The organism is Pseudoalteromonas phenolica (assembly GCF_044788725.1).
In the GTDB taxonomy this organism is placed as follows: Bacteria; Pseudomonadota; Gammaproteobacteria; order Enterobacterales; family Alteromonadaceae; genus Pseudoalteromonas; species Pseudoalteromonas phenolica_C.
Genome location: NZ_CP173161.1, coordinates 3,158,941 through 3,179,043, shown reverse-complemented (window position 1 = coordinate 3,179,043; position 20,103 = coordinate 3,158,941). Strand labels below are relative to the sequence as shown.

Below are 20,103 nucleotides of genomic sequence, written 5' to 3'. Positions count from 1 at the left end.
GGGAAGCTAGCATGATAAAACGAACTCAGACGCAGCAGTTTGCTGCGCCTGCTATCAGCAAACTAGGCAATTTAGGGTTTGGTGTTGGACTGCGAAGTCAGCATTACCCCTATATTATGTCTCATCTAGATCAAGGTACGCCACTTGGTGTGGATTGGTTTGAAATCATCAGTGAAAACTATATTGATAATCATGGTTACGGACGGTATGTGCTCGATAAGTTAAAGGAGCAATATCCATTGGTAATGCATGGTGTATCAATGAATATTGGTAGTAGCGATCCACTTAATTTTGAATACCTGAGTAAGTTAAAAACTTTGGGTGAGTTTGTGAAGCCGCAACTTATTTCAGATCATTTATGTTGGACAGGTCTTGCGGGATTAAATAGCCACGATTTGCTGCCTATGCCGTTAACTGACGAAAGTTTGCAGCACGTTATTCGCCGTATTGATCAAGTCCAAGACTTTTTAGAGCGACCTTTAGTACTCGAAAACCCTTCAACTTACCTTGAGTTTCAGCATTCAACATTGACCGAAAGTGAGTTTTTTTGCGAGCTGCTTAAAGCAACCGGTTGTGGCATGTTGTTGGATGTAAATAATGTTTTTGTGAGCAGTTTTAATCATGGTTTTAATGCCGAGCAATTTATACATGAGTTACCTCACGAACACATTGTGCAGATCCACCTCGCGGGCCCTAGTGACTGCGGTGACTGCTTGATTGATACGCATGACCAACCCGTTCCAGAAAAAGTTTGGCAGTTATATCAATTAGCACAAAGCTTAACTGGTGGGGCGTCGACGTTACTTGAATGGGATGCCAATATTCCAAGCTTCCCTGAGCTTGTTGAAGAACTAAATAAAGCGAAGTTAGTACTTACAGGGCACATTCCTCAGCAAGATACAGTATCAAAGACAAATGCCATTTCGACCCCGATTGTTAACGAGCGAGCAGAGTTATTGTAATGAAAGTGCCCGACTTAACACAAACTCAGCAATGGCTTAGCACTGTCTTAATGGTACGGGGCGACCTGCCTCAAAAGCTGAATAAAGCAGCTGCCAATGGCTTAACTTTGCATGAGTGCGTCAAAAGTAGCGAATCACTCAGCGCTATGAGAAGAGTCGATATTTATGCTGCGGGCTATGTGATGCGCTTGGTTGAATGTCTTCGAGGGGAGTTTGCGTTGTTGTGCCGATTTATGGGAGATGAAGTATTCGATACGTTTGCTAAAGCATTTATTGTTACCTTGCCTTCAGAATCTTGGACGCTTCATCAGCTTGGTGCGCGTTTTTCTGATTTTTTAGCCCACACTAAGCCAACAGGTGATTTTAATGCTCATCAACAAGCGATGTTCAGTTTGCCTTCAGAGCTGGCTAAGTTTGAAAGAGCAAAAGCATTAACGCTGTTAAAGCCCGGGCCTGAAACTGAGTATCAAAGTGAGGCAATCAGTGAGCTTGAGTTACTTTGTGGTATTGCAGAAGAGCGCATTTTAGCTGTACCTGAGTCTGTTCAGCTTATTCATACTGAGTATTCTATATTGCCGCTTGTCTCGCAGCTTGAGCAAGCAGAGCCGTGGACCTTACCTGCAGAAGAGTCGATGAATATAGCGATATCACGGTGGCAATATCGACTAAAAGTCACAACCTTAAACGACTGGCAAACAGACTTATTACTGCATTTGCAAGCGCAGCCGTTATGTTACCGTGATGCGGTAACGCATTGTGCTGAGCGAATGAATATAGCGCCACAAACTTTGAAGTCTCAGTTGGCTATTTGGCTGCCAAGTGCCGTTAATATCGGGCTATTCTCGTTCCAAAATAACCGTTAAGAATTTGCTCTAACTCGCTATTAAACCTGTTATTTTTGTGACAGGTTTGACTCAGCGTTTGTAGTTATTAAAAGGCTAGAAGAATTGAGTGCAGCAACAAAAATCGCCTAATTTTAAACTCGAAGTCATAGCGCTGAGTCTACGACTTCTAATTAATGACACTTAAGCACGATAGATAAGAGGTTTTACACCTTCTAATTTTTCGTAATGCTCAAAGCCATGGTTTCAGCTATCCAAGCAGTCATCGCATTGATATTAATATAGTATTCCTGCCAACCATATTTTCCTTCTCTTTTATGAGTTTGCACACCCGGGTAATCTCCTCCTGAGCTGATCCCCGCAACGAAATAGCCATTTGGAAGCTTAATAAGGGCAGGGCTGCCGCTATCTCCGGGGCCATTAATGCCTTCAAGCGGTAATGCGTTTTTGCTATCTGGCGCATCAAAATTAAAAATCAGATAATTGCCGTTGATGGCGTCTATTTTATTGTGTGCAACACGCAGTTGTCTGTCGTTCACTCTCTCTTTGCGAGAGACGCCCTCCAAACCGTTACCAAAGTCACCCCAGCCCATCACTTCTATGGTTTGGTTCACTTTGACTTTTTGCTCAAGCAAAGGGAAGGTTTGAACGCCTTTGAGAGGATGTGAAAGTCTTAATAAAGCGATATCAAATGATGCGTCTTTAACCTTGTCTTCAATATCAATGATTTTACCTTGCTCATTCTTTATCGCTTTCATATAGCCATATTCAGGTGGCAAATGAATCGAGTGAACTTCAGCTTTGTTACCTGCTATTTCTAGCTGACTGCCAGACTCTAATAAAATAGTGCAATGCGCAGCGGTAATAGCCCATTGCGGCGTTAGCAAAGTACCCACACAGTTTTTAGTTTTGCCATCATCTTTCAAAGGAAAAATAGCGGGGTAATCGGTTGCTTGTTGAATGTATTTACCGTCACTTACATCATGTCGAATTATCATGGCATTAGCGTGCAGGCTTGTTGTGATTAAACCACCTAGAATTAACTTGCTTATTAAGTTCATGCTTATTCCTTACTCTTCATGTTTAGAGTAATGAAGTAGCAAGGTGCATTCCTGAATTTAAGTTTATGATATTTATTGGTTTTGTTTTTTCATAGCGATTTTTAGCGGTGTTCATTTACGGTTTCGTTAAGGCTTTTTTGATTTCGAGAAAAAGGTTGGCGCCTACAGGGGGCAGAGGTTGGGTTTGTAGGCGCGGTTTACCCCGCGTAAGGGTAAAGAATACTGAGAAACAGCGATTGATTTCAGGCTTTTTGTCGTCACCCTGAATTTATTTCAGGGTCTATGTTTGCTTGATGGATCCTGACCTTCGTCAGGATGACAAGTTGTGCATAGGCAAGAAAGCGCGACATAAAGTCGGCGTCTATAGGGAGCTGAGGTTAGGTTTGTAGGCGCGGGTTTACCCCGCGCAAGGGTAAAGAGTGCTGAGAAATGGCGATTGAATTCAGGCTTTTTGTCGTCACCCTGAATTTATTTCAGGGTCTATGTTTGCTTGATGGATCCTGACCTTCGTCAGGATGACAGGTTTTGTATTTGTGCATTGTGAATGAAAAGTTTTATAGCTGTGTTGCGATACATCCATGTAGCTACGCCCATCGGGTATCCATACCCTCACCTCCTCGCGCTGCGAAACTTCGTTTCTACCTTAATTAAGTTCGGTGAGTATATTACATCCATGTAGCTTGGGCCCGGTTCGGCCGTCCAAGGCCTCACGCTCAACGCTAGTCTTGCTGCGCGCACTCGCAAGCCTCAAGACGCGTATCGCCCTTGCGCAAAGAGAATGTGCTCGCTTCGCTCGCAGTCATAAACCCTTTGCACCTTCAACGTGTATTTTGCACTTTACACTGGTACGATGAGTTTTTACTCTGAAAACAAATAACCATAACAAAGGCAACATCATGCAGGAATTTTTTGAGAAGTTTGCAATCACCACTAAGGTAAACGTGGTCTGGGGTGAAATGGATGCGTTGGGGCATGTGAACAATGTGTCGTATTTCCGCTATTTCGAAACCGCGCGGATCGACTTTTTACAACAAACTGGGTTGTTATCTGTTTTATCGGAGCCGACCCATAGCCCAGTGTTACGCGACACTTATGCGCAATATAAACGCCCTGTGACTTTTCCCGATACCTTGCACATTGGCTCGTATATTACTGACATTAAAGAAGATCGCTTTACTATGCGTTATGAAGCGTTTAGCGAGTCGCAGCAGGCAATCTGTACAACGGGTTATGCGAATGTGGTGATGTTTAATATGAAAACCGGCCAAAAGTCGCCAATTCCTGAGAATATGCTAGCCATACTTAAGCAATACGAAATGGAGTGTCAGTAATTTTAGGTTTGGTTACGTAAGCTGCAATTTGAAAGAAAAAAATAGGTATTGCTTGTGTTGTTACTCTGAACGCATAAGCAATACCTTTGCCTTTAGTTTTTGTGCTAGCAGCACTCGCTAAAGGGCGAGTGATGATCGTTAAGCTTTTTTGAATAAGCTTTGCAATTGGCTCAACACGGCTGCGATTGCGACGCCAAGCACTGCACCTAAGCCAAGTTTGGCGATGATGTTAAGTAGCCAGCTTATAGCAGGTAAAAGTTGTTCAACGGTATGGACAATGCTTTCTAATAAATGAAATTGGTGGGCGAGAATATCAACGCCGACTAACAACATGGCTAGCACACCCGCGACAGATAAAAACTTCATGAGTCCATTGGCAAAATGTAGCAAGCCTTTACCAACCCCGCGTTTAATTGCTGCGAATGTGGTTTTGTTGGCATCTTTGAGCATAGCTAGGCCGATGTCATCTAATTTTACAATTAAGGCGACAATGCCATAAACACCTATGGTGAGGGCGAGTCCAATTAATGACAGGACGATAGCTTGCTTTTCAAAGGGCTGATCTGCAATCGCGCCAAGAGCAATGATGATAATTTCTGCCGACAAAACAAAGTCGGTCACAATGGCACCCTTGATTTTATCTTTTTCAAATTCAACCAAGTCGACATTTTCATCTTCTAGTGCTTTAACAAATTCAGCGGTTTCTTGCTGTTGTTGCTGGCGGTGAAACAGGCCGTGAAGAATTTTTTCTCCACCCTCAAATAGTAAATACAGCGCCCCTAAAATCAACATGATGGGGATCATAAATGGCGCGAAATAACTAAAAGCCAAAGCGACGGGCACTAAAATAAACTTGTTTAGCATCGAACCTTTAAAAACTTTCCAGACAACCGCGAGCTCTCTGTCTGGCTTTATGCCGCCAGATAATTGTTCGGCGTTAACGGCAAGGTCGTCTCCGAGTACCGGCGCGGTTTTGGTAGCGGCTAATTTAGTTAGCGCAGCGACATCATCGAGCAATGCGAGTAGGTTTGCTGATGGCATAAACTTTCCTTTCGTTTGGTTTTATTGAGTGCGTTTACATGGCAAGCGTGTTGCGCAGCATCTCGCTCTTTTATTATTAGTAGCTTTGTATTACAAACAGGCTAGCTCTCAAAATACACCAAGTGCTGATTGTTTTTTGCATGGTTAATGATGATATTGCAGTGATGACAGTGTGAAAACAACCTAAATGTTGATTTAATTTTGTGATTTTTTACCGCATTTTTTCGAGTAGCTAATCGGTTTTCGGTATGCTTTGAGCATCAAGAAGTCAGTTATATTTTCAATGTCAGAATTAACCGCGAAGCAGAACATTAAAACTATCGTGTCTGCGATTAAGACCGAGGAGCAATCTCTTCGAGCCCGTTTTCCTATTCTTAACCAGCAAAACCTCATCGCAATGGTTATCTTGTTGTTGTCGCTCTTTTTACTTATTGGCGTTGCGACGCTGTATTATTTTGCGCTTATTCCTGCGTGGTTATGCATTATTTTAGCAGCGCTCATTACGTCTATTTCTCATGAATTAGAGCATGACCTTATTCATAAACAGTACTTTAGTAATCAACCAGTTATTCATAACTTTATGATGTTGACGGTATGGCTGATGCGACCGAATACGGTAAACCCTTGGTATCGCAGGCAAATACACCTACACCATCACAAAGTGTCTGGTACTGAGCAAGATTTAGAAGAGCGTTTAGTCGGTAATGGCATTAAATCGCCATTTTTAAGAGCGGTGGTGATTGTCGATGGCTTGCTCGGTTTGTTGATTAATGCAAAACGTTTTAGCAAAGAGATCAAAGGCTTTAAGTTTCTTAAGGTGTTTAATGCTGGTTTCCCGATCACCTCGGCTTACTTTGCAATTTTATATAGCGTGATTGCATATCATGCAGTGCAATTTATTCAGCCATTTGAACTACCAGTTTGGGGCGCCGACCTACTTGCAGTGGCTGAGTTTTTAATGGTGGTGCTAATAGTGCCTAATATGATCCGTTCAACGTCACTGAATTTTGTGACTTCTTCAATGCACTATTATGGTGGTGTGACCAATTTGCTAGAGCAAACACATGTGATCACCAGTCGTTGGTTTTTACCTTTCCAGCTGTTCTGTTTTGATTTTGGCCGAACGCATACCATTCATCATTTCGTGCCCAATCAACCTTTTTATATTCGTCAGTTAATCAGCAAGAAAATACAGCCAATAATGGCTCAATACGGTGTGCGCTTTAATGATTTGCAGAGCTTGAAGTACGCGAATAGGTATGTGGAGAAAGGGTAGGGTTTGTTTGTAAGCGCGGGATGACACTGGGCAGAAGTAAAGCGCGACGTAAAGTCGGTGCCTACAGGGAGTTGAGGTTTGGCTTGTTGGCGTGGGTTTACCCTCGCAGAATTAAAGCGCGACATAAAGTCGGCGCCTACAGGAGCTGAGGTTGGGGGTGTAGGCGCGGGTTTACCCCGCGCAAAATAACCTTGCTTCGATGGAGTGCATTTCAGCGGCTGCTAAACTTTCTTACTTCACCTTGCGCAAAATAACCTTGCTCCGCAACGTGTATTTTGCACTCTAATGCACAGTGATTGGGTGATCATTGACCACTAAAGATTTGCCATTTTGTTTGGCGCGAATAAAGCTAGAGACTAGAACGTCATTCGACAAGGTGTTGATGTCTGCAACCTCTTCAACCATGCAAAACGAAATAGAATCCCAGCCTAAACCATGAATAAACTTTTCAAGTTGCTCGATGTTGTCTTGGTAATTTTTATCGGTTGTTAATAAGCCAATAGAGTGTTTATTTCCCACTTTGTACTTATCGTTGGCTGGTGTGGCACATTTTGCATAGCCGCTTAGTACATACACTGTATTTTCGTTTTTATTCATTCTGATTACATGCCTAAGTAAGTTTGAGTATCTTCCATATGCATTTTTCAAACCAAATTAATAAATGGATATGTATGAGGTATTTAAACGCTTTTTAATAGCTGAAGTGAGTTAATTCGAGATGTCATAGGCCGCTTATGCTCAAAGTGTCAATTTTTTGAAAAGTAAAGAATCTCTTTATTGTTACTTCTTTCTTGCTTTCCAAGTGCCTCCGTATTGATAGGTTTCAGCATGCAAATTTTTGATTTTTACTAAACAGGGGCCGCACAGAAATTGCCATTTAATACTCATATCGAAACGGCATCGGTACATTACAGGTTTGCTTTGCAGGCATTGTGAACAAAGTTTATGGCGTAAGCGCATATTTTGGCTCTAGAGTTTATTGCTTGATACGAGGCATACAAGGGTTCGATCAATTGGTGGCATTAATATACGAAGAAAAGAGCATAAAAATTTTTACCGTATGAGAGTGAATATCAAGTTCTAAACAAATGTTGGACCTAAAAAAGTTAAATTGTTATATTTCTCCGCGCGAAAAAAATCGCTACTTATTTGTTTTATAAGAACTTAAGTAAGCTGTTTTAAACGAGCACACATAGGGTCGCAATTTAAGTGTGGCCATATTTTTTGCTTTTTCTACAAATACAAACGTAAAGACGATGGAACGCATGAAAAAACTTCTTTTTGTGATTAGCCTATTTTTATTTTCAACGACTTCTTATGCTGAATATGATCGGTACTGGTTAGAGTTAAGCGCTGGGTTTGCACACGGTGAAACGTTAAAACTAAAAGCAAGAGATGGTGAAATGGGGTGGGCGCTTATTCATTCAAAATATGATGAAAGCAAATTTTTAGGGCCTGCGAATTATAATAGAGAGACTTTAGAAAAGCTTGAGACTGAATATAAAGTATATGGCTTATCTAAGTTTGTATCTTTTCCTTTTAATTGGGGTTATGCAGAAGCCGGTCTTGGTTTAGGTTATGGCAATGGGTCATGGTCTGAAAACTGTTCTGATTATGAAAATAGTTTATTTGGCACTTCCCAAAGATGTGATTTAAAAGAAGGTGGAACCTTTGGTGTGCCTTTTCATGCATCAGCTACATTTGGGAGGTACATCGGTATTGGTGTGAATATGGATGTATTTTTAACGTTAGATCGAGGCACAATCTCTCAAGTTGGTATCGTTATTCCGTTCGGGTTGTTTACCAAGTAAGTAATAACTTGCACCTTAGCGTCGCAATGATTTTTAGTTATAATTCTCTCTATTCAATACGTAAACACTCAAATAGTGAGTAAAGCTAATATGGCCAGTACAGCACATGCATTGCATATTTTGGTAAAGCATAAAGAGCAAGCCGAAGACATTCTTAAGCAATTAAAAAAAGGTGCTAAGTTTCAAACTTTAGCAAAAAAATATTCTAATTGTCCGTCGGGTAAAAAGGGCGGAGATTTAGGTGAATTTCGACGCGGTGCTATGGTGCCACAATTTGATAAAGTCTGTTTTTCTTGTGAAGTACTGACACCACAACTGGTTAAAACCAAGTTCGGTTGGCATGTGATTAAAGTACTTTATCGTACTTAGAGTTTTCATGAGTGATAAAGCATCTGCTTTATCACTCATATTTTTTGAATGGGCCTCAATGGACCAAATCCGCTAAAACTCGTCAGGTAAGTTTATTTCTATTTTTAACTTTTCATCCAAGTCTTAAGTCGCTTTTGATTGTTTTTAGCAATTACATCCCTGTAGCTAAATGCAGTTTCAGCAGTTTTGAAATTGCTCATTTCACGATATTTAAACCTTTCTAAAATTCGTTGCGTCTTATTGGGTAAGACAGGTAATTATAAGAAAGGAAATACGATGACTTTACTAAAACATGCTTTCACATTTGCAATGTGTGCTTTAACAACAGTGAGTGCTGTTGCGCATGATGATATGCAATACAAAGAAAAAGTAGTAAAAGCGTTTTCGGTTAATGAAAACACGCAATTACAAATTGAAAATACCAATGGCAAGGTTGAAATTGAAGCTTGGGATAAAGACGAAGTGGTTATCGTTGCAACAATTTTTGCCGATAACAAAGAAGGGCGAGAGCGCATCGAACTCGACTTTTCACAAAGTGGCGACACCATAGATATAGATACACACTTTAAAAAGCAATGGGGTTGGAATAACTACAACCACGCTAAAGTGGATTATTTTATTAACGTACCTAAATACATTGAACTTGATAAAGTGGATTTAAACAATGGTTCGCTTTCAATCAAGGGAGTGACAGGGGAAGTTAATGCAACTTTAAACAACGGCAAAATGGTCGCTATAGGGTTGGCTGGCAATACTTATGTTGATAGCAATAATGGTTCGGTACAGTTGTCTTATATTGATGTTTTAACAGATCTGACAAGCATAGATGTTGAATCTCAAAATGGTTCTATCACGCTCAACTTACCAGAATCAATCGATGCAAAGATCAGAGCTAAATCGAACAATGGCTCTATTAGTAATAGCTTTGGTTTAGATGTGGATAAAAGCCGCTCTAATCGCAAAACGTTATCGGGTGAGATTGGGTCAGGAAAAGCAAGTGTGAGCCTGTCGAGTAACAATGGCTCAATTAGAATCAAAAGCCTGTAGTTAGTGAGTGCAAATAAAGTGAATTAGCAAGCGCCATAATGGCTCTTGCTTTTTATATTGTCGGCTTTGAAGAAATGAGTTCGTCTCAGGTTAAGATAGCTTTACTAACAGCGTTGTTTATATCTATGTAGTTAGGTGTAGTGTCAGCAATTTTTAGAATTGCTCACTTCACCTTGCGCAAAAGTAACCTTGCTCCGCAACGTGTATTTTGCACTTAGGCCTTGCGCTGCGCGTAATGTAAATGAAAAGTTTAAGAGCGGTGTTGCTGTACATCCATGTAGCTACGCCCATCGGGTATCCATACCCTCACCTCCTCGCGCTGCGAAACTTCGTTTCGGTCACTCGTCGCCCTTGCTTCGCAGAAGTGCAACTCTGCGGCGGATAAACTGGCTCATTTCACCTTGCGCAAAATAACCTTGCTTCGCAACGTGTATTTTGCACCTTATATTAACCCTTTTTCTATGGCGAGTAGGACGGCGCGGGTGCGGTCACGAACTCCGAGTTTAGAGAGAATATTTGATACATGGTTTTTAATTGTACCTTCGGATTTATAAAGGGCGAGGGCGATTTCTTTATTAGAGCAGCCACTGGCCATGAGGCGTAATATTTCTTGCTCTTTTTCGGTGAGGGCCTCTGTTTTACTGTGTGCTGTAGTTGAGGTGTTTTGATTGCTCATAGAGCTTAAAAGTCGCTCGGTAATGGCGGGTTGAATATGGGATTGACCGTTATTTACTGACTCAATGGCTTCAACCAAAGTATCGAGTGATACATCTTTAAGTAAAAAACCTTTAGCGCCTTCTTGTATACTTTGTAGTACCCATTCGTGATCATCAAAAGTAGTCAATACGATGACAGGAATGTTGATAGCTTCGGCTTTCATCCATTTTAACGTGTCTATGCCATTCATTATTGGCATCGATAAGTCGAGCAAAATGACATCGGGTGAGGAGTGGCTAATACAGTCAGCTAACTCACTCCCGTCACTGCATTCGGCGATCACGGCAACTTTGTTTGATAAATTGAGTAAAGATTTGATGCCTTCTCTGATCAGCATTTGGTCATCAACGAGGCAAACGTTTATTTTATTGTCCATGTGCAACTCCATTCTTTGGCAGCACGATATCATAAGCCAGTACTTTTGCGCTGGTGGAAAGAGAAAGCTGCCCGTTTAATCGTTCAACGCGCTCTTTCATACCTTTGAGACCGTTACCCATGTTTATATTTGACGGTGCGGAGCCATTATCTTGTATGGCTAAGTGATAGCTATTGTCATCGACAGTTAAGGTAATAAAAATTGTGCTTGCGTTGCTATGTCTTAACGTATTAGTTATGGCTTCTTGGCAGCATCGTAAAATGGTTTCTGCTATTTGTAAGTCTTCGACGCTTATTGGGTCTTGGATGTTAAGCGCAATGTCTAAGCCCGGTGCATGTAAGGTTTTTAATGCGGTCAATAAATCTAGCTGTTGGTTATCTCGTAGTGTTGAAACAGCTTCTCTTACATCGCTTAATAACAATTTTGAAAGTTGATGGCATTGCAGCACTTTGTCTTTTGCTTCGCCTTCAGTAAGGTGGCTCGCCACTTGTAAGTTGATAGTTAGCGCGGTTAAGTGATGGCCAAGTAAGTCATGTAAATCGCGGGCAATTCGGGTGCGCTCGGATTGCTTATTTGCCTCTGCTAATAAGTGTTGTGTGGCAAGTAGTTCGGCATTTTTATTTTCGAGTGCGTCTTTAGCACGTGTGGCCTGAATAGTTTGGTGGTGGGCTAAAAGAGCAAAAAGATGAAATGTGCCAAATAATAACCCCGTAAACAGCGTGTTTTCTTGGTTGATATATGCGTCTGCTGAAAACCATGTAATGACGACCGCGATAATGATAGCCAGCGATGTTTTAAAACGAAAGAAAGCGGGCAGCACAGCAGCCCAAATAATAGAGAGAATAGGCAAGTAATCCGCGGGCAATAAAATCATTAAAGCAAAAGCGGAAGCAATTTGACCAAATAAAAACAAATAACGCGCAGCCAGAGGTATGGTATAAGTCGATGATTTGCGAGTCGCGGCTAAATAACAGACTAAATAACTAATAAATAAAGCAATATAGCCCCATAAATAGTGCGAAACCCAGTCTGCTTCATAAGGCAATAGATAAAAAGTGACGCCGGCAACCATCGCCCATGTGCCGACTGCTGCGGTATCTGCAGCATCAATATGGTTAATAAATTTCACTGTTATTCTTATTTTTTAATTGGGTACAAATATCAACTTAAGGTATGGCAATAATCGGTTGATAGCAATAGGCCAAAAGTCACGAAATAAAATCGTGACTTTTTACACGCGCGCAGCAAAGGACTAAATAGCTAAGATTCTCCCAGTCAACAACAGGAGAAATACCATGGCTTTTATTCATCAAATTTTACTTTATATACATATCTTAGTTGGGGCTGCTGCGCTGGTGTTATTTTGGATCCCAATGGCTGCGAAAAAAGGTTCACCAAGTCATAAGAAACTGGGGAATTTATACGCGTATGCCATGTATGTGGTGTCTATCAGTGGCATTATTATGTGTATTATGGTGCTTATAGCGCCACTGACCATTAAATCAAAACTGGCCGTTTTAGATGCTGAGCAACTCAGCGGGGCGCTATTGCAGGCTAGATTATTTGCCACTTTCTTACTGGCTTTATCTTTATTGGTATTTGTGAGCATTAAGCACGGTTTGTTGGTGCTAGTTGCAAAGCAAAATCGCGCTTTATTAAAAACGCCTTTTCATTTGTTTTCAGTTGCAAGCTTAACGCTGACTGGGGTTGTGGTCTTGTATTTCGGCTTAATGCAAAGTCATACGCTTTATATGATTTTCGGTGTGCTATGTAGCGTCACTGGCGTGAGTATTTATCATTATATCTTTAAAGCTCAGATCAAAGAGCGTCAGTGGATCATTGAGCATTTAAGTGCTTTTGTTGGCTCTGGAATTGCTGTTTATACCGCTTTTTTCGCAGTAGGTGGCAGACACCTTCTTAGTGAGTTATTGCCGGGGCAATGGCAGGTTTTACCTTGGGTGTTACCGGGTGTGATTGGCGGCGTGATGATTTCTCGTTACAAAAAACGTTCTATTCAGCAATTTAAAGTGCAATAAGAGTGTGTGATGAAGAGTCAAAAATACGCTGTTATATTCATTGCTCTGCAATTAATAAAGCCAGTTTCTGCTAGTACCACTAGCTTTGAAATCGCTGTAAAAAACTTTGAAGCTAATCAGTTAGAAAGCGCATCAGGGCAATTTACAGCGCTCCAATCTGAGCCTCAATGGCAAATGGCGAGTCAGTTTTATTTAGCGCGTATCGCTCTAAAACAACAGCAATTTGATAGTGCACTTGCGCTTCTAGAAGCGACTAAACTAAAAGATGAAGATGCTGTTAAACCTGCGCAATATCATTATTGGTTAGGGGTGACCAATGCAAAATTGGCCTCTAATAGTAGTTGGTTTAAAGCGCCAGGCTATGCCAGCACAGCAAAATCACACTTTGAGCAAGCAGTAAAATTAGCCCCTGAATTTATGCTTGCTCGAAAAGGCTTATTTAGATACTACCTTAGGGCGCCTGGAATATCGGGCGGCTCTATTAAAAAAGCGAAACAACAAATTGACGCTGTTCGTGCATTTTCAGAACTTGATGCTGCGCTGCTGCAGTTAGAGCTTGCACAGCATGAAGACGATAAAGCATTTATACTTGATTCAGCAGAGCAGCTATTTGAATTTAAAGATAGTCCAGAAGCTTTATATCAAGCGGGGTTGGCTTTTCAACAGACTCAAAATTATGAAAAGGCATTTCTGGCATTTAGGTTAGCTTATAGCTTTCTTCCTTCAGGGCATTTATCAGCGACTTCACATTACACACAATTGGCTGCATACCAATTTAGTAAAACAGCGGTATTGGCAGAGCAACACTTACCTGAGGCAATTAAAGCCATGCAGGCTTATTTAACTATGCCAATTGAAGAAGGGATGCCTGAAAAAAGTTGGGCTCAATTTAGATTAGGGCAGTTGTATTGGTTAAGCGGTGATAAAGCACAGGCAAAAAGACTTTTTGATGAAATAAAACACGCACAACAAGAGCAGCAGTTGGTAAAGGCGCTCAAACAGTTTTTAAAATAAATTGGCGTCAACTCATAATGAAGTTAAGTGTATAAAGTGGAGTGGCTTAAATTAGAGTGCATGTAGGTGATGAATAATTGTTGGCTTAAAGTTGTGTTTAATGCTCAGCTGTTGGCATTAAATGAGAAAAAGATGCGGAAGTAACTTCAGCATCTTTTTCTTTGTTTTGAACCAGACACGATTAATCGACTAAACAATAAATTCGAGTAAGTAAATTTTGCGGGGTAACTTCGCGAAGATCATTTAAATATTCTTCAAAAGGCGGAAAGTCTTTTAATTGAAAATCACTGTTAGGTAAATATTCGCCAAATAGCCATTCATAAGGCTTTTCAAGTTCAGGATAATCTCCCTTAAATAATAACGACACTGAGTTAGAGGCAGGAATATTCATTACTTCAAATTCATGCTGCTCTGGCAGGGTATTCAGATCAACCGTGATACAAGCTTTTGATGTTAATTTCTCAGTTTCAACCGTTTTAGGGTCATCATAGTAAACACCAAAGTAGCGAGTTTTATCATTGATTAAATCAAGTTTACCGGCCATGAGTGATAGCTTTTCAAAAGCTTGGCCAATTTGCATATAGTCGCCTTTGTGTTCGAGTGCGATTAAAGAAAGCTGTGGTGTGTTTTGCTGTTCGACTTGGTACATAGTGGTGTATTCCTTATTAGATTTGGGATAAAGCACAGTAACTTGCTTAACGGCTCTCGCTGCACGGTATTGGTTTGGGGTTTCTTTATAGTGCTTTGTGAAAGCTCGGTTAAAAGCTTCAACACTGCCATAGCCCACATGCTTTGCTATTTGCTGTTGAGTAAGTTCACTGCGAACTAAATATGCCGCTGCCTTTAATAACCGCATTCTTCTCACCGTGATATTAATGGTCTCTCCTGCAAATTCACGATAGATACGGTGAAAATGATAGCTAGACATACAGGCCACATCAGCAAGTGCGTTCACATCTAACTCTCCATCCACATGCTCATAGATGTAGTCGATAACACCCAGAAGGCGTTGCTCATACTGATTTTTGGTAACAAGTTTATGGGTCATGGTTTCACTCAAAATCTAAGATAAGGTGATTGTTCAGCGACCTTGATAAGGTAATGCAAAGCCGTTTGATAATGTTTGCTAACTTTCTGTGTTTATTATGGGTAACACAAATTCACGGAGTTTTATACTTGAGATGCGTTTAAGTGGTGTTTACTTAATTTGCAGAGGGAAGGAGTAAGAATAAAAATGCAAAGGAAAAATAAACTGAACTGATATTTATATCACAGCCATGATAAATCAGTTCAGTAGGCGCGTTGTCAGCTAAGAAACTAGTCTAGCTATTTACTCGTCGTCGTAATCTGCTGATTCTCTAAAACCAGGCTTTGCTAAGATCTCAACATAAAATGACGTTAAGTTCTCTTCTTGTGTTTTATCAATCAGCTTATTGATTTGTGATAAATGCACTGTTTCGGCTTCAGCTTCAGTGTTGCCGAATTTACAATCAAAGTCCCAGTAATCAACGCCCGCAGGAAGCTTTTTATTGCGCTCGCGTTTAACGTACTTTTTCAGCTCGTGCTTAACGGCGTCAACACGGCGTGCTTGTTTGATTTTTGGGTGAGTTAGTTCAAATGTTTTTTTCATAATGCCTTCAAGCAAAAAAGACTCAATCAGCACTTGGCTTGATGAGTGAGGTGCGTATTGGCTTTGCCTGTTAGCCAAGCTTGCTCAATACAAAAATATGATGACTAAGTTTACGCGATATTTGTGTAACTGGCGAGTTAGAGAAGTGAAAGAGACACAATAAAATTTAGATTTTATTGTGTCTTAAAGCTCAAAGATGCTGAAGCGAGTTCTGCATCTTTTTTAGTTTAGCTTTTGCTGTTGTGTAGGGGCTGCGGTCAGCTTTGTTTGTAAATTTTCTAGCTGTTCCACAAGCGCGGTTTGAGTCATTTCAAGTTGCGCAATGCTACTACCAATCTCAAGTTGCTTTTTATCACGGCCCTGAGATTGAGATTTAAGTTTATCTAGGTCCGCACTCAACTCTGACACCTGTTTTTTAATTCTTTCAGCGGCTTGCAGTTGGTCTTGTAATAACGTGAGCTTTAAGCTTGTTTCAGCTTGGTTATCTGAGAGCGCTTTTACATTTGCAGCCACTTTAGATTGTTGCTGTGTTTGCTGAGATTGGGTATCCGCTAACTTATTGGTTTGTTGCTGAAGGGCTTTGATCTCTGATTGGTTACGACGCCAAGCTGAAGCCCAAAGTTTATCCATCTGCGTCCAAAGTTCATCAGTACGCTCTGCTAAGGCTGTTAATTTAGCCCGCATTGCGCCTGCCGATTCACCCATTTCTTCTCCCGTTGCAGAGAGCGCACGTTCAAGGTCAGCAATTCGCTGCTCAGCGGCAACTAACTTAGTTTGAGTCTCTAAGTTTTGTTGATGCAAAGTATAACCACCTACAGCTAAGCCAATGAGCGAAACAACACCTAAGATTAGTGCAACAGGACTATTGTTTGCTGGTGCCTGACTGGAGGGGGCGCTTTTCTCTACCGTAGAGGTTTTATTGCTTGGTGGTATTTGAGACTGCCTAAAGTCTTTAACCTGGTCTAAGTCGGGCATAATACTTGGCAACTCAGGCTCAATTCTTTTACTCAATGGGATACCTTTGGTTTTGGGTTAGAGACGAATTTTAGCAGCTTACTGTAAAACGTGTTTTGATGGCAATAATGCAAGGCTTGCAACTAGTCTTCTGGGCCTAACAGCGTAAAAGTTAAATGCTTGCGCATATCTTTTAAGATCACGCCTTTCTTTAGCATGGCTGCGCTTAAGCGTTTCTGCCATTTTAATAAATCAGGTTTTGCCGCTTCAAGCGATTGCTCATCTTCAAACTGAAAACACAATAAAAGCGAGCCTGGAAATAAATGATATTCCACATCGAACCAGCATTGCAGCATACCTGGAATTTCTTCACGACCTTGCGCTTCGATCATATCTGCGATTTGTAAAACCAAGGCTTGTTGCTTTTGTTGTACTTTTGAAAGCTTTTTCATAAATCTGAAATTGACACGTTGCGAGTAAGAAAAGTGAAGTATAGCGAATCCCTGCTATGGTCTGCATCCACTTTAAATCAATTTGCTAGTTAGCCGATTAAATCCTGACGAATTTGGCGTAGTACTTTTTGCATGTTTTCTAACTCTGCTTCATGTTCGAACGAACAAGTAATGCGTAATAAACCAGAATTTAACTTAGCACCAAAATAATGCATCGGCATTAATGCAAGCTTGTACTTGAACAATATATACATGGCTAAGTCGATATTATTCTCGATAACACGTTTGCTCTTAGAGTCGTAAATTGCGAGCAAATCTTCAGGTAATGCCTTGCCAAATAAGTCGCTGAAGTCGGCAATGACATAAAATGTGGCAGTACGGCTTTGGTAGGCATCATGTTTTACTGCAAAGTCAGTTTCTTTCAATAATGCTTCAACACTTCTTACCATTGGTTTATAAAAAGAAGCGAGTCGAAGTTGCTCATCACCATTGAATTGTTCCATCGCGCAAGTGTAAGCGTGCTGAGCACTTTTTGGTGAATGCACTAGGTTTGATGCATGATATTCAACAATCTTATTGATGAAGCTTTGATTGCGAGAGACTAAAATTGCCATTCTTTCACCAGATGCAGAGAAGCCTTTGGTGCCAGAGCGCAATAATATAATGCGCTCACGTAACTGCTCAGTTGCGAGTGAAAACAGAGATTGGTGAAGCTCATCGAATACCATTTCAGCGTATGCTTCATCGAGTAAAATAATGCTATTTTCATATTGTTCCAAAATAGGAATGATTTTTAGCCATTCTTCTTTTCCGACAATATTGCCCATTGGGTTATTGGGGTCACAGAATACGAAAGCACCTATATTGTCTTTATCTATGCCATCAAGGGTTGCTCTCAAATTGTCACTGGTGACTGATGACATCTCTTTTTCAACGTCAATCAACAGCAAGTTATGTTGATCATCACTTGAATAAGAAATACCTGTGTGATCAGGGTAGAAGAGGTTGGTGGTAACAACGTATTTATTCGCACATAGTGAGCGGATAAGGTAAGACGCAGCTTGAATAGCAATTCGTCCTCCTGATGTAAAAACCACATCGTCTTTCTCAACCAGTGTTTGGTATTGACGAGAAAGCGCTTTTGCCATTCTTGCTCTGTATTCATCTTCACCTTGTAATTCGCCATATACAATAGGTGAAGAGTTATCAAGTTGCTGCCAATAGGTCTTTTGTGCATCTATGATTGGTTGATAAACCGGAGCTGAGGGCTTACCGAAAATAGCAAACTGTACAGGTTCTTTCTTATTTAAATCTTTAGCGATTAAATAAAGCTTTTCTAGTTTGTTGAGCTTTTCGATTTGACCGTTAGGCAGGTGCACGCGATCGATGAAGTTTTTCATGCTTGGTAACTCTTAAAATAGGGACGTAAATTTGACCGCGGCATGCTACCACTATGTGATATTGTTGTTAACTTTTAACTGTGTTTAATTTTTATTTTCGCAATAAACTTGGGTTTTCTAATAGCGTTGAAACGAGTCTGGTTTGCTAAACATAACTCGAAAATATATCTCATTCCGATTCAATCTTTCTCTTAGTGCAATAATTTATTACTGTGCCGCGCTGAGTAAAAGCTTTAAAAATTATCTTCTAATTTGAGTTTTCCTTCGTATAAGAAGTTTTCGTTTTAACCGATGAATTAATTCAGTCGGTTTTCTGGTCTGTAAGTTAGTAACAGTATTAATAGGTTAACACTATGTCTTTCATTGCTATGGTGAGTTTGGCTGTCTTTGCAGCAATTCTCTGGGGGCTATTTAAAATACAACAAAAAGAGGCGCCGCTCTCTCGGTTGGTATTAATTGGTTTATCTCTTGGTAGTGTGTTTGGGTTGGCACTACAGTTTTTCTTAGGTGAAGGACACGCTGCGATTCAAGAAACCTTAGCTTGGACCAATGTGGTCGGCAGTGGCTATGTTGGTTTACTTAAAATGATCATCATGCCACTGGTGTTGGTGTCGATGATAGCCGCGGTGGTGAAGCTAGATAAGTCAGGGGCACTTGGCAAAATCAGTGGTATCTCCATTTCAATTCTTTTGCTTACTACTATGATTGCTGCACTGATTGGTATCACCATTACGCAGCTTTTTGGTCTCACCGCAGAGGGGCTGACTGAAGGTGCACGCGAAACCACTCGACTTGCTGACTTAGAAACGCGAATGGAAAAAGTCAGTGACTTATCTATTCCTGAAATGCTGGTGAGCTTTATTCCAACGAATATTTTCCAAGATCTCGCATGGGACCGTTCAACGTCGATTATCGCTGTGGTGATCTTTGGTATTTTAACGGGCGTTGCCGCACGCAAAGTGATGCAAGAGCGTGAAGAGTTAGAAGCACCTATTCGTACTTTTGTAGAAACATTACAAGCCGTGGTCATGCGACTGGTAAAAATGGTGATTTCACTGACTCCTTATGGAGTGGCGGCTTTGATGGCGAAAGTGGTCGCGACGTCTAGCCTAACTGACATTCTGAATTTACTTGGTTTTATCGTTGCGTCTTATGTCGCTATTTTATTAATGTTTGTGGTGCATGGCCTGCTGGTGGGCTTGTTTGGTGTAAATCCTAAGCAGTACTTTCAAAAGATTTGGCCTGTGTTGACCTTTGCTTTCACCTCGCGAAGCAGTGCTGCAACGATACCGCTTAATGTTGAAACACAAATCAACAAGTTAAATGTGCCACCTGCTATAGCCAACTTATCTGCGTCATTTGGCGCGACGATTGGTCAAAATGGTTGTGCGGGTATTTACCCTGCGATGTTAGCGGTGATGGTTGCTCCGACTGTCGGCGTTGACCCAATGAGCTTCTCTTTTATTGTGTCATTGGTTGCGATGATCACCATTAGCTCGTTCGGTATTGCTGGCGTTGGTGGGGGCGCAACTTTCGCAGCCTTGATTGTATTGCCTGCCATGGGGTTACCTGTGACGATAGCAGCTTTACTTATTTCTATAGAGCCGTTGATTGATATGGCGCGTACTGCGTTGAATGTATCAGGTTCTATGACTGCGGGTACCATCACCCATCATATTTTGGGCGATGCAGCCAATGCAGAAGTCGAATCGCATGACGTTTCAGCAACACAATCTAACGAGCAGCTTGCAAAAGCTTAATTGCTCAAAGTGGTTTTAACCCTC

The 20,103-nt window shown here is 41.0% G+C and carries 20 protein-coding genes; 10 read left to right on the top strand and 10 right to left on the bottom strand.

Features of this window, described 5'->3' with window-relative positions; translation table 11 throughout:
• Positions 1-11 precede the first annotated feature (11 nt).
• Together ACH784_RS14425 and ACH784_RS14420 are read left to right on the top strand one after the other, a co-directional pair.
• Positions 12-962: a DUF692 domain-containing protein gene (locus tag ACH784_RS14425; RefSeq protein ID WP_404391334.1), complete on the top strand. Its 951-nt coding sequence runs from the start codon at positions 12-14 to the stop codon at positions 960-962.
• The gene (locus tag ACH784_RS14420; RefSeq protein WP_404391332.1) at positions 962-1,825 is read left to right on the top strand and encodes a putative DNA-binding domain-containing protein; all 864 of its coding nucleotides are present in this window, start codon (positions 962-964) and stop codon (positions 1,823-1,825) included. The genes ACH784_RS14425 and ACH784_RS14420 overlap by 1 nt, the downstream gene beginning before the upstream one ends.
• A 194-nt stretch (positions 1,826-2,019) precedes the next feature.
• Here the strand turns inward: ACH784_RS14420 and ACH784_RS14415 are convergent, their stop codons facing one another.
• Positions 2,020-2,865: a S1 family peptidase gene (locus ACH784_RS14415; protein WP_404391330.1), complete on the bottom strand. Its 846-nt coding sequence runs from the start codon at positions 2,863-2,865 to the stop codon at positions 2,020-2,022.
• An 896-nt stretch (positions 2,866-3,761) separates the two neighbouring features.
• On the opposite strand from ACH784_RS14415, the gene ACH784_RS14410 reads away from it, so the two are divergent.
• Positions 3,762-4,196 (top strand): acyl-CoA thioesterase, encoded by a 435-nt coding sequence (locus ACH784_RS14410; RefSeq protein WP_404391328.1) that lies wholly within the window; start codon positions 3,762-3,764, stop codon positions 4,194-4,196.
• Positions 4,197-4,334: 138 nt separating this feature from the next.
• Here ACH784_RS14410 and ACH784_RS14405 read toward each other — a convergent pair whose 3' ends face one another.
• A complete protein-coding gene (locus tag ACH784_RS14405; protein ID WP_404391326.1) occupies positions 4,335-5,237 on the bottom strand; it encodes a DUF808 domain-containing protein in 903 nt (300 codons plus the stop codon).
• A gap of 283 nt (positions 5,238-5,520) precedes the next feature.
• Here ACH784_RS14405 and ACH784_RS14400 point away from each other — a divergent pair, with 283 nt between their 5' ends.
• Positions 5,521-6,513, top strand: coding sequence for a fatty acid desaturase (locus ACH784_RS14400; protein WP_404391324.1), 993 nt, complete (start codon positions 5,521-5,523; stop codon positions 6,511-6,513).
• 282 nt (positions 6,514-6,795) lie between these two features.
• Here the strand turns inward: ACH784_RS14400 and ACH784_RS14395 are convergent, their stop codons facing one another.
• Positions 6,796-7,110, bottom strand: a complete 315-nt coding sequence (locus ACH784_RS14395) for a hypothetical protein (protein WP_404391322.1) — start codon at positions 7,108-7,110, stop codon at positions 6,796-6,798.
• 659 nt (positions 7,111-7,769) lie between these two features.
• On the opposite strand from ACH784_RS14395, the gene ACH784_RS14390 reads away from it, so the two are divergent.
• The 3 genes from ACH784_RS14390 (at position 7,770) to ACH784_RS14380 (ending at position 9,740) form a co-directional block, all read left to right on the top strand.
• Positions 7,770-8,324, top strand: coding sequence for a hypothetical protein (locus tag ACH784_RS14390; protein WP_404391320.1), 555 nt, complete (start codon positions 7,770-7,772; stop codon positions 8,322-8,324).
• A 90-nt stretch (positions 8,325-8,414) separates the two neighbouring features.
• On the top strand, positions 8,415-8,693 hold the full coding sequence (gene ppiC, locus ACH784_RS14385; protein ID WP_404391318.1) for a peptidylprolyl isomerase PpiC: 279 nt from the start codon (positions 8,415-8,417) through the stop codon (positions 8,691-8,693).
• 276 nt (positions 8,694-8,969) lie between these two features.
• The gene (locus ACH784_RS14380; RefSeq protein ID WP_404391316.1) at positions 8,970-9,740 is read left to right on the top strand and encodes a DUF4097 family beta strand repeat-containing protein; all 771 of its coding nucleotides are present in this window, start codon (positions 8,970-8,972) and stop codon (positions 9,738-9,740) included.
• A gap of 442 nt (positions 9,741-10,182) precedes the next feature.
• Here the strand turns inward: ACH784_RS14380 and ACH784_RS14375 are convergent, their stop codons facing one another.
• Together ACH784_RS14375 and ACH784_RS14370 are read right to left on the bottom strand one after the other, a co-directional pair.
• Positions 10,183-10,833: a response regulator gene (locus tag ACH784_RS14375; protein ID WP_404391314.1), complete on the bottom strand. Its 651-nt coding sequence runs from the start codon at positions 10,831-10,833 to the stop codon at positions 10,183-10,185.
• Positions 10,823-11,962, bottom strand: a complete 1,140-nt coding sequence (locus tag ACH784_RS14370; protein ID WP_404391312.1) for a sensor histidine kinase — start codon at positions 11,960-11,962, stop codon at positions 10,823-10,825. Before ACH784_RS14370 ends, ACH784_RS14375 begins: the two co-directional genes overlap by 11 nt.
• Before the next feature lie 166 nt (positions 11,963-12,128).
• Here ACH784_RS14370 and ACH784_RS14365 point away from each other — a divergent pair, with 166 nt between their 5' ends.
• Positions 12,129-12,869, top strand: coding sequence for a hypothetical protein (locus ACH784_RS14365; protein ID WP_404391310.1), 741 nt, complete (start codon positions 12,129-12,131; stop codon positions 12,867-12,869).
• Between the two features lie 9 nt (positions 12,870-12,878).
• Positions 12,879-13,883: a tetratricopeptide repeat protein gene (locus tag ACH784_RS14360; protein ID WP_404391308.1), complete on the top strand. Its 1,005-nt coding sequence runs from the start codon at positions 12,879-12,881 to the stop codon at positions 13,881-13,883.
• A gap of 181 nt (positions 13,884-14,064) precedes the next feature.
• Here ACH784_RS14360 and ACH784_RS14355 read toward each other — a convergent pair whose 3' ends face one another.
• The 5 genes from ACH784_RS14355 to ACH784_RS14335 all read right to left on the bottom strand — a co-directional run bounded on the left by ACH784_RS14355 (position 14,065) and on the right by ACH784_RS14335 (position 18,319).
• Positions 14,065-14,931 carry a GyrI-like domain-containing protein gene (locus tag ACH784_RS14355; protein ID WP_404391306.1) on the bottom strand — a complete coding sequence of 289 codons (867 nt, stop codon included), beginning with the start codon at positions 14,929-14,931 and terminating at the stop codon, positions 14,065-14,067.
• 282 nt (positions 14,932-15,213) lie between these two features.
• Entirely contained in the window at positions 15,214-15,513 is a 300-nt protein-coding gene (locus tag ACH784_RS14350; RefSeq protein ID WP_404391304.1) for a DUF6172 family protein, read from the bottom strand.
• A 222-nt stretch (positions 15,514-15,735) separates the two neighbouring features.
• Positions 15,736-16,524, bottom strand: coding sequence for a hypothetical protein (locus ACH784_RS14345; protein ID WP_404391302.1), 789 nt, complete (start codon positions 16,522-16,524; stop codon positions 15,736-15,738).
• Between the two features lie 86 nt (positions 16,525-16,610).
• Positions 16,611-16,919 carry a hypothetical protein gene (locus ACH784_RS14340; protein WP_058028923.1) on the bottom strand — a complete coding sequence of 103 codons (309 nt, stop codon included), beginning with the start codon at positions 16,917-16,919 and terminating at the stop codon, positions 16,611-16,613.
• 89 nt (positions 16,920-17,008) lie between these two features.
• The gene (locus ACH784_RS14335; RefSeq protein ID WP_404391299.1) at positions 17,009-18,319 is read right to left on the bottom strand and encodes a pyridoxal phosphate-dependent aminotransferase; all 1,311 of its coding nucleotides are present in this window, start codon (positions 18,317-18,319) and stop codon (positions 17,009-17,011) included.
• A 353-nt stretch (positions 18,320-18,672) separates the two neighbouring features.
• On the opposite strand from ACH784_RS14335, the gene ACH784_RS14330 reads away from it, so the two are divergent.
• A complete protein-coding gene (locus ACH784_RS14330) occupies positions 18,673-20,079 on the top strand; it encodes an L-cystine transporter (protein ID WP_404391297.1) in 1,407 nt (468 codons plus the stop codon).
• Positions 20,080-20,103 lie beyond the last annotated feature (24 nt).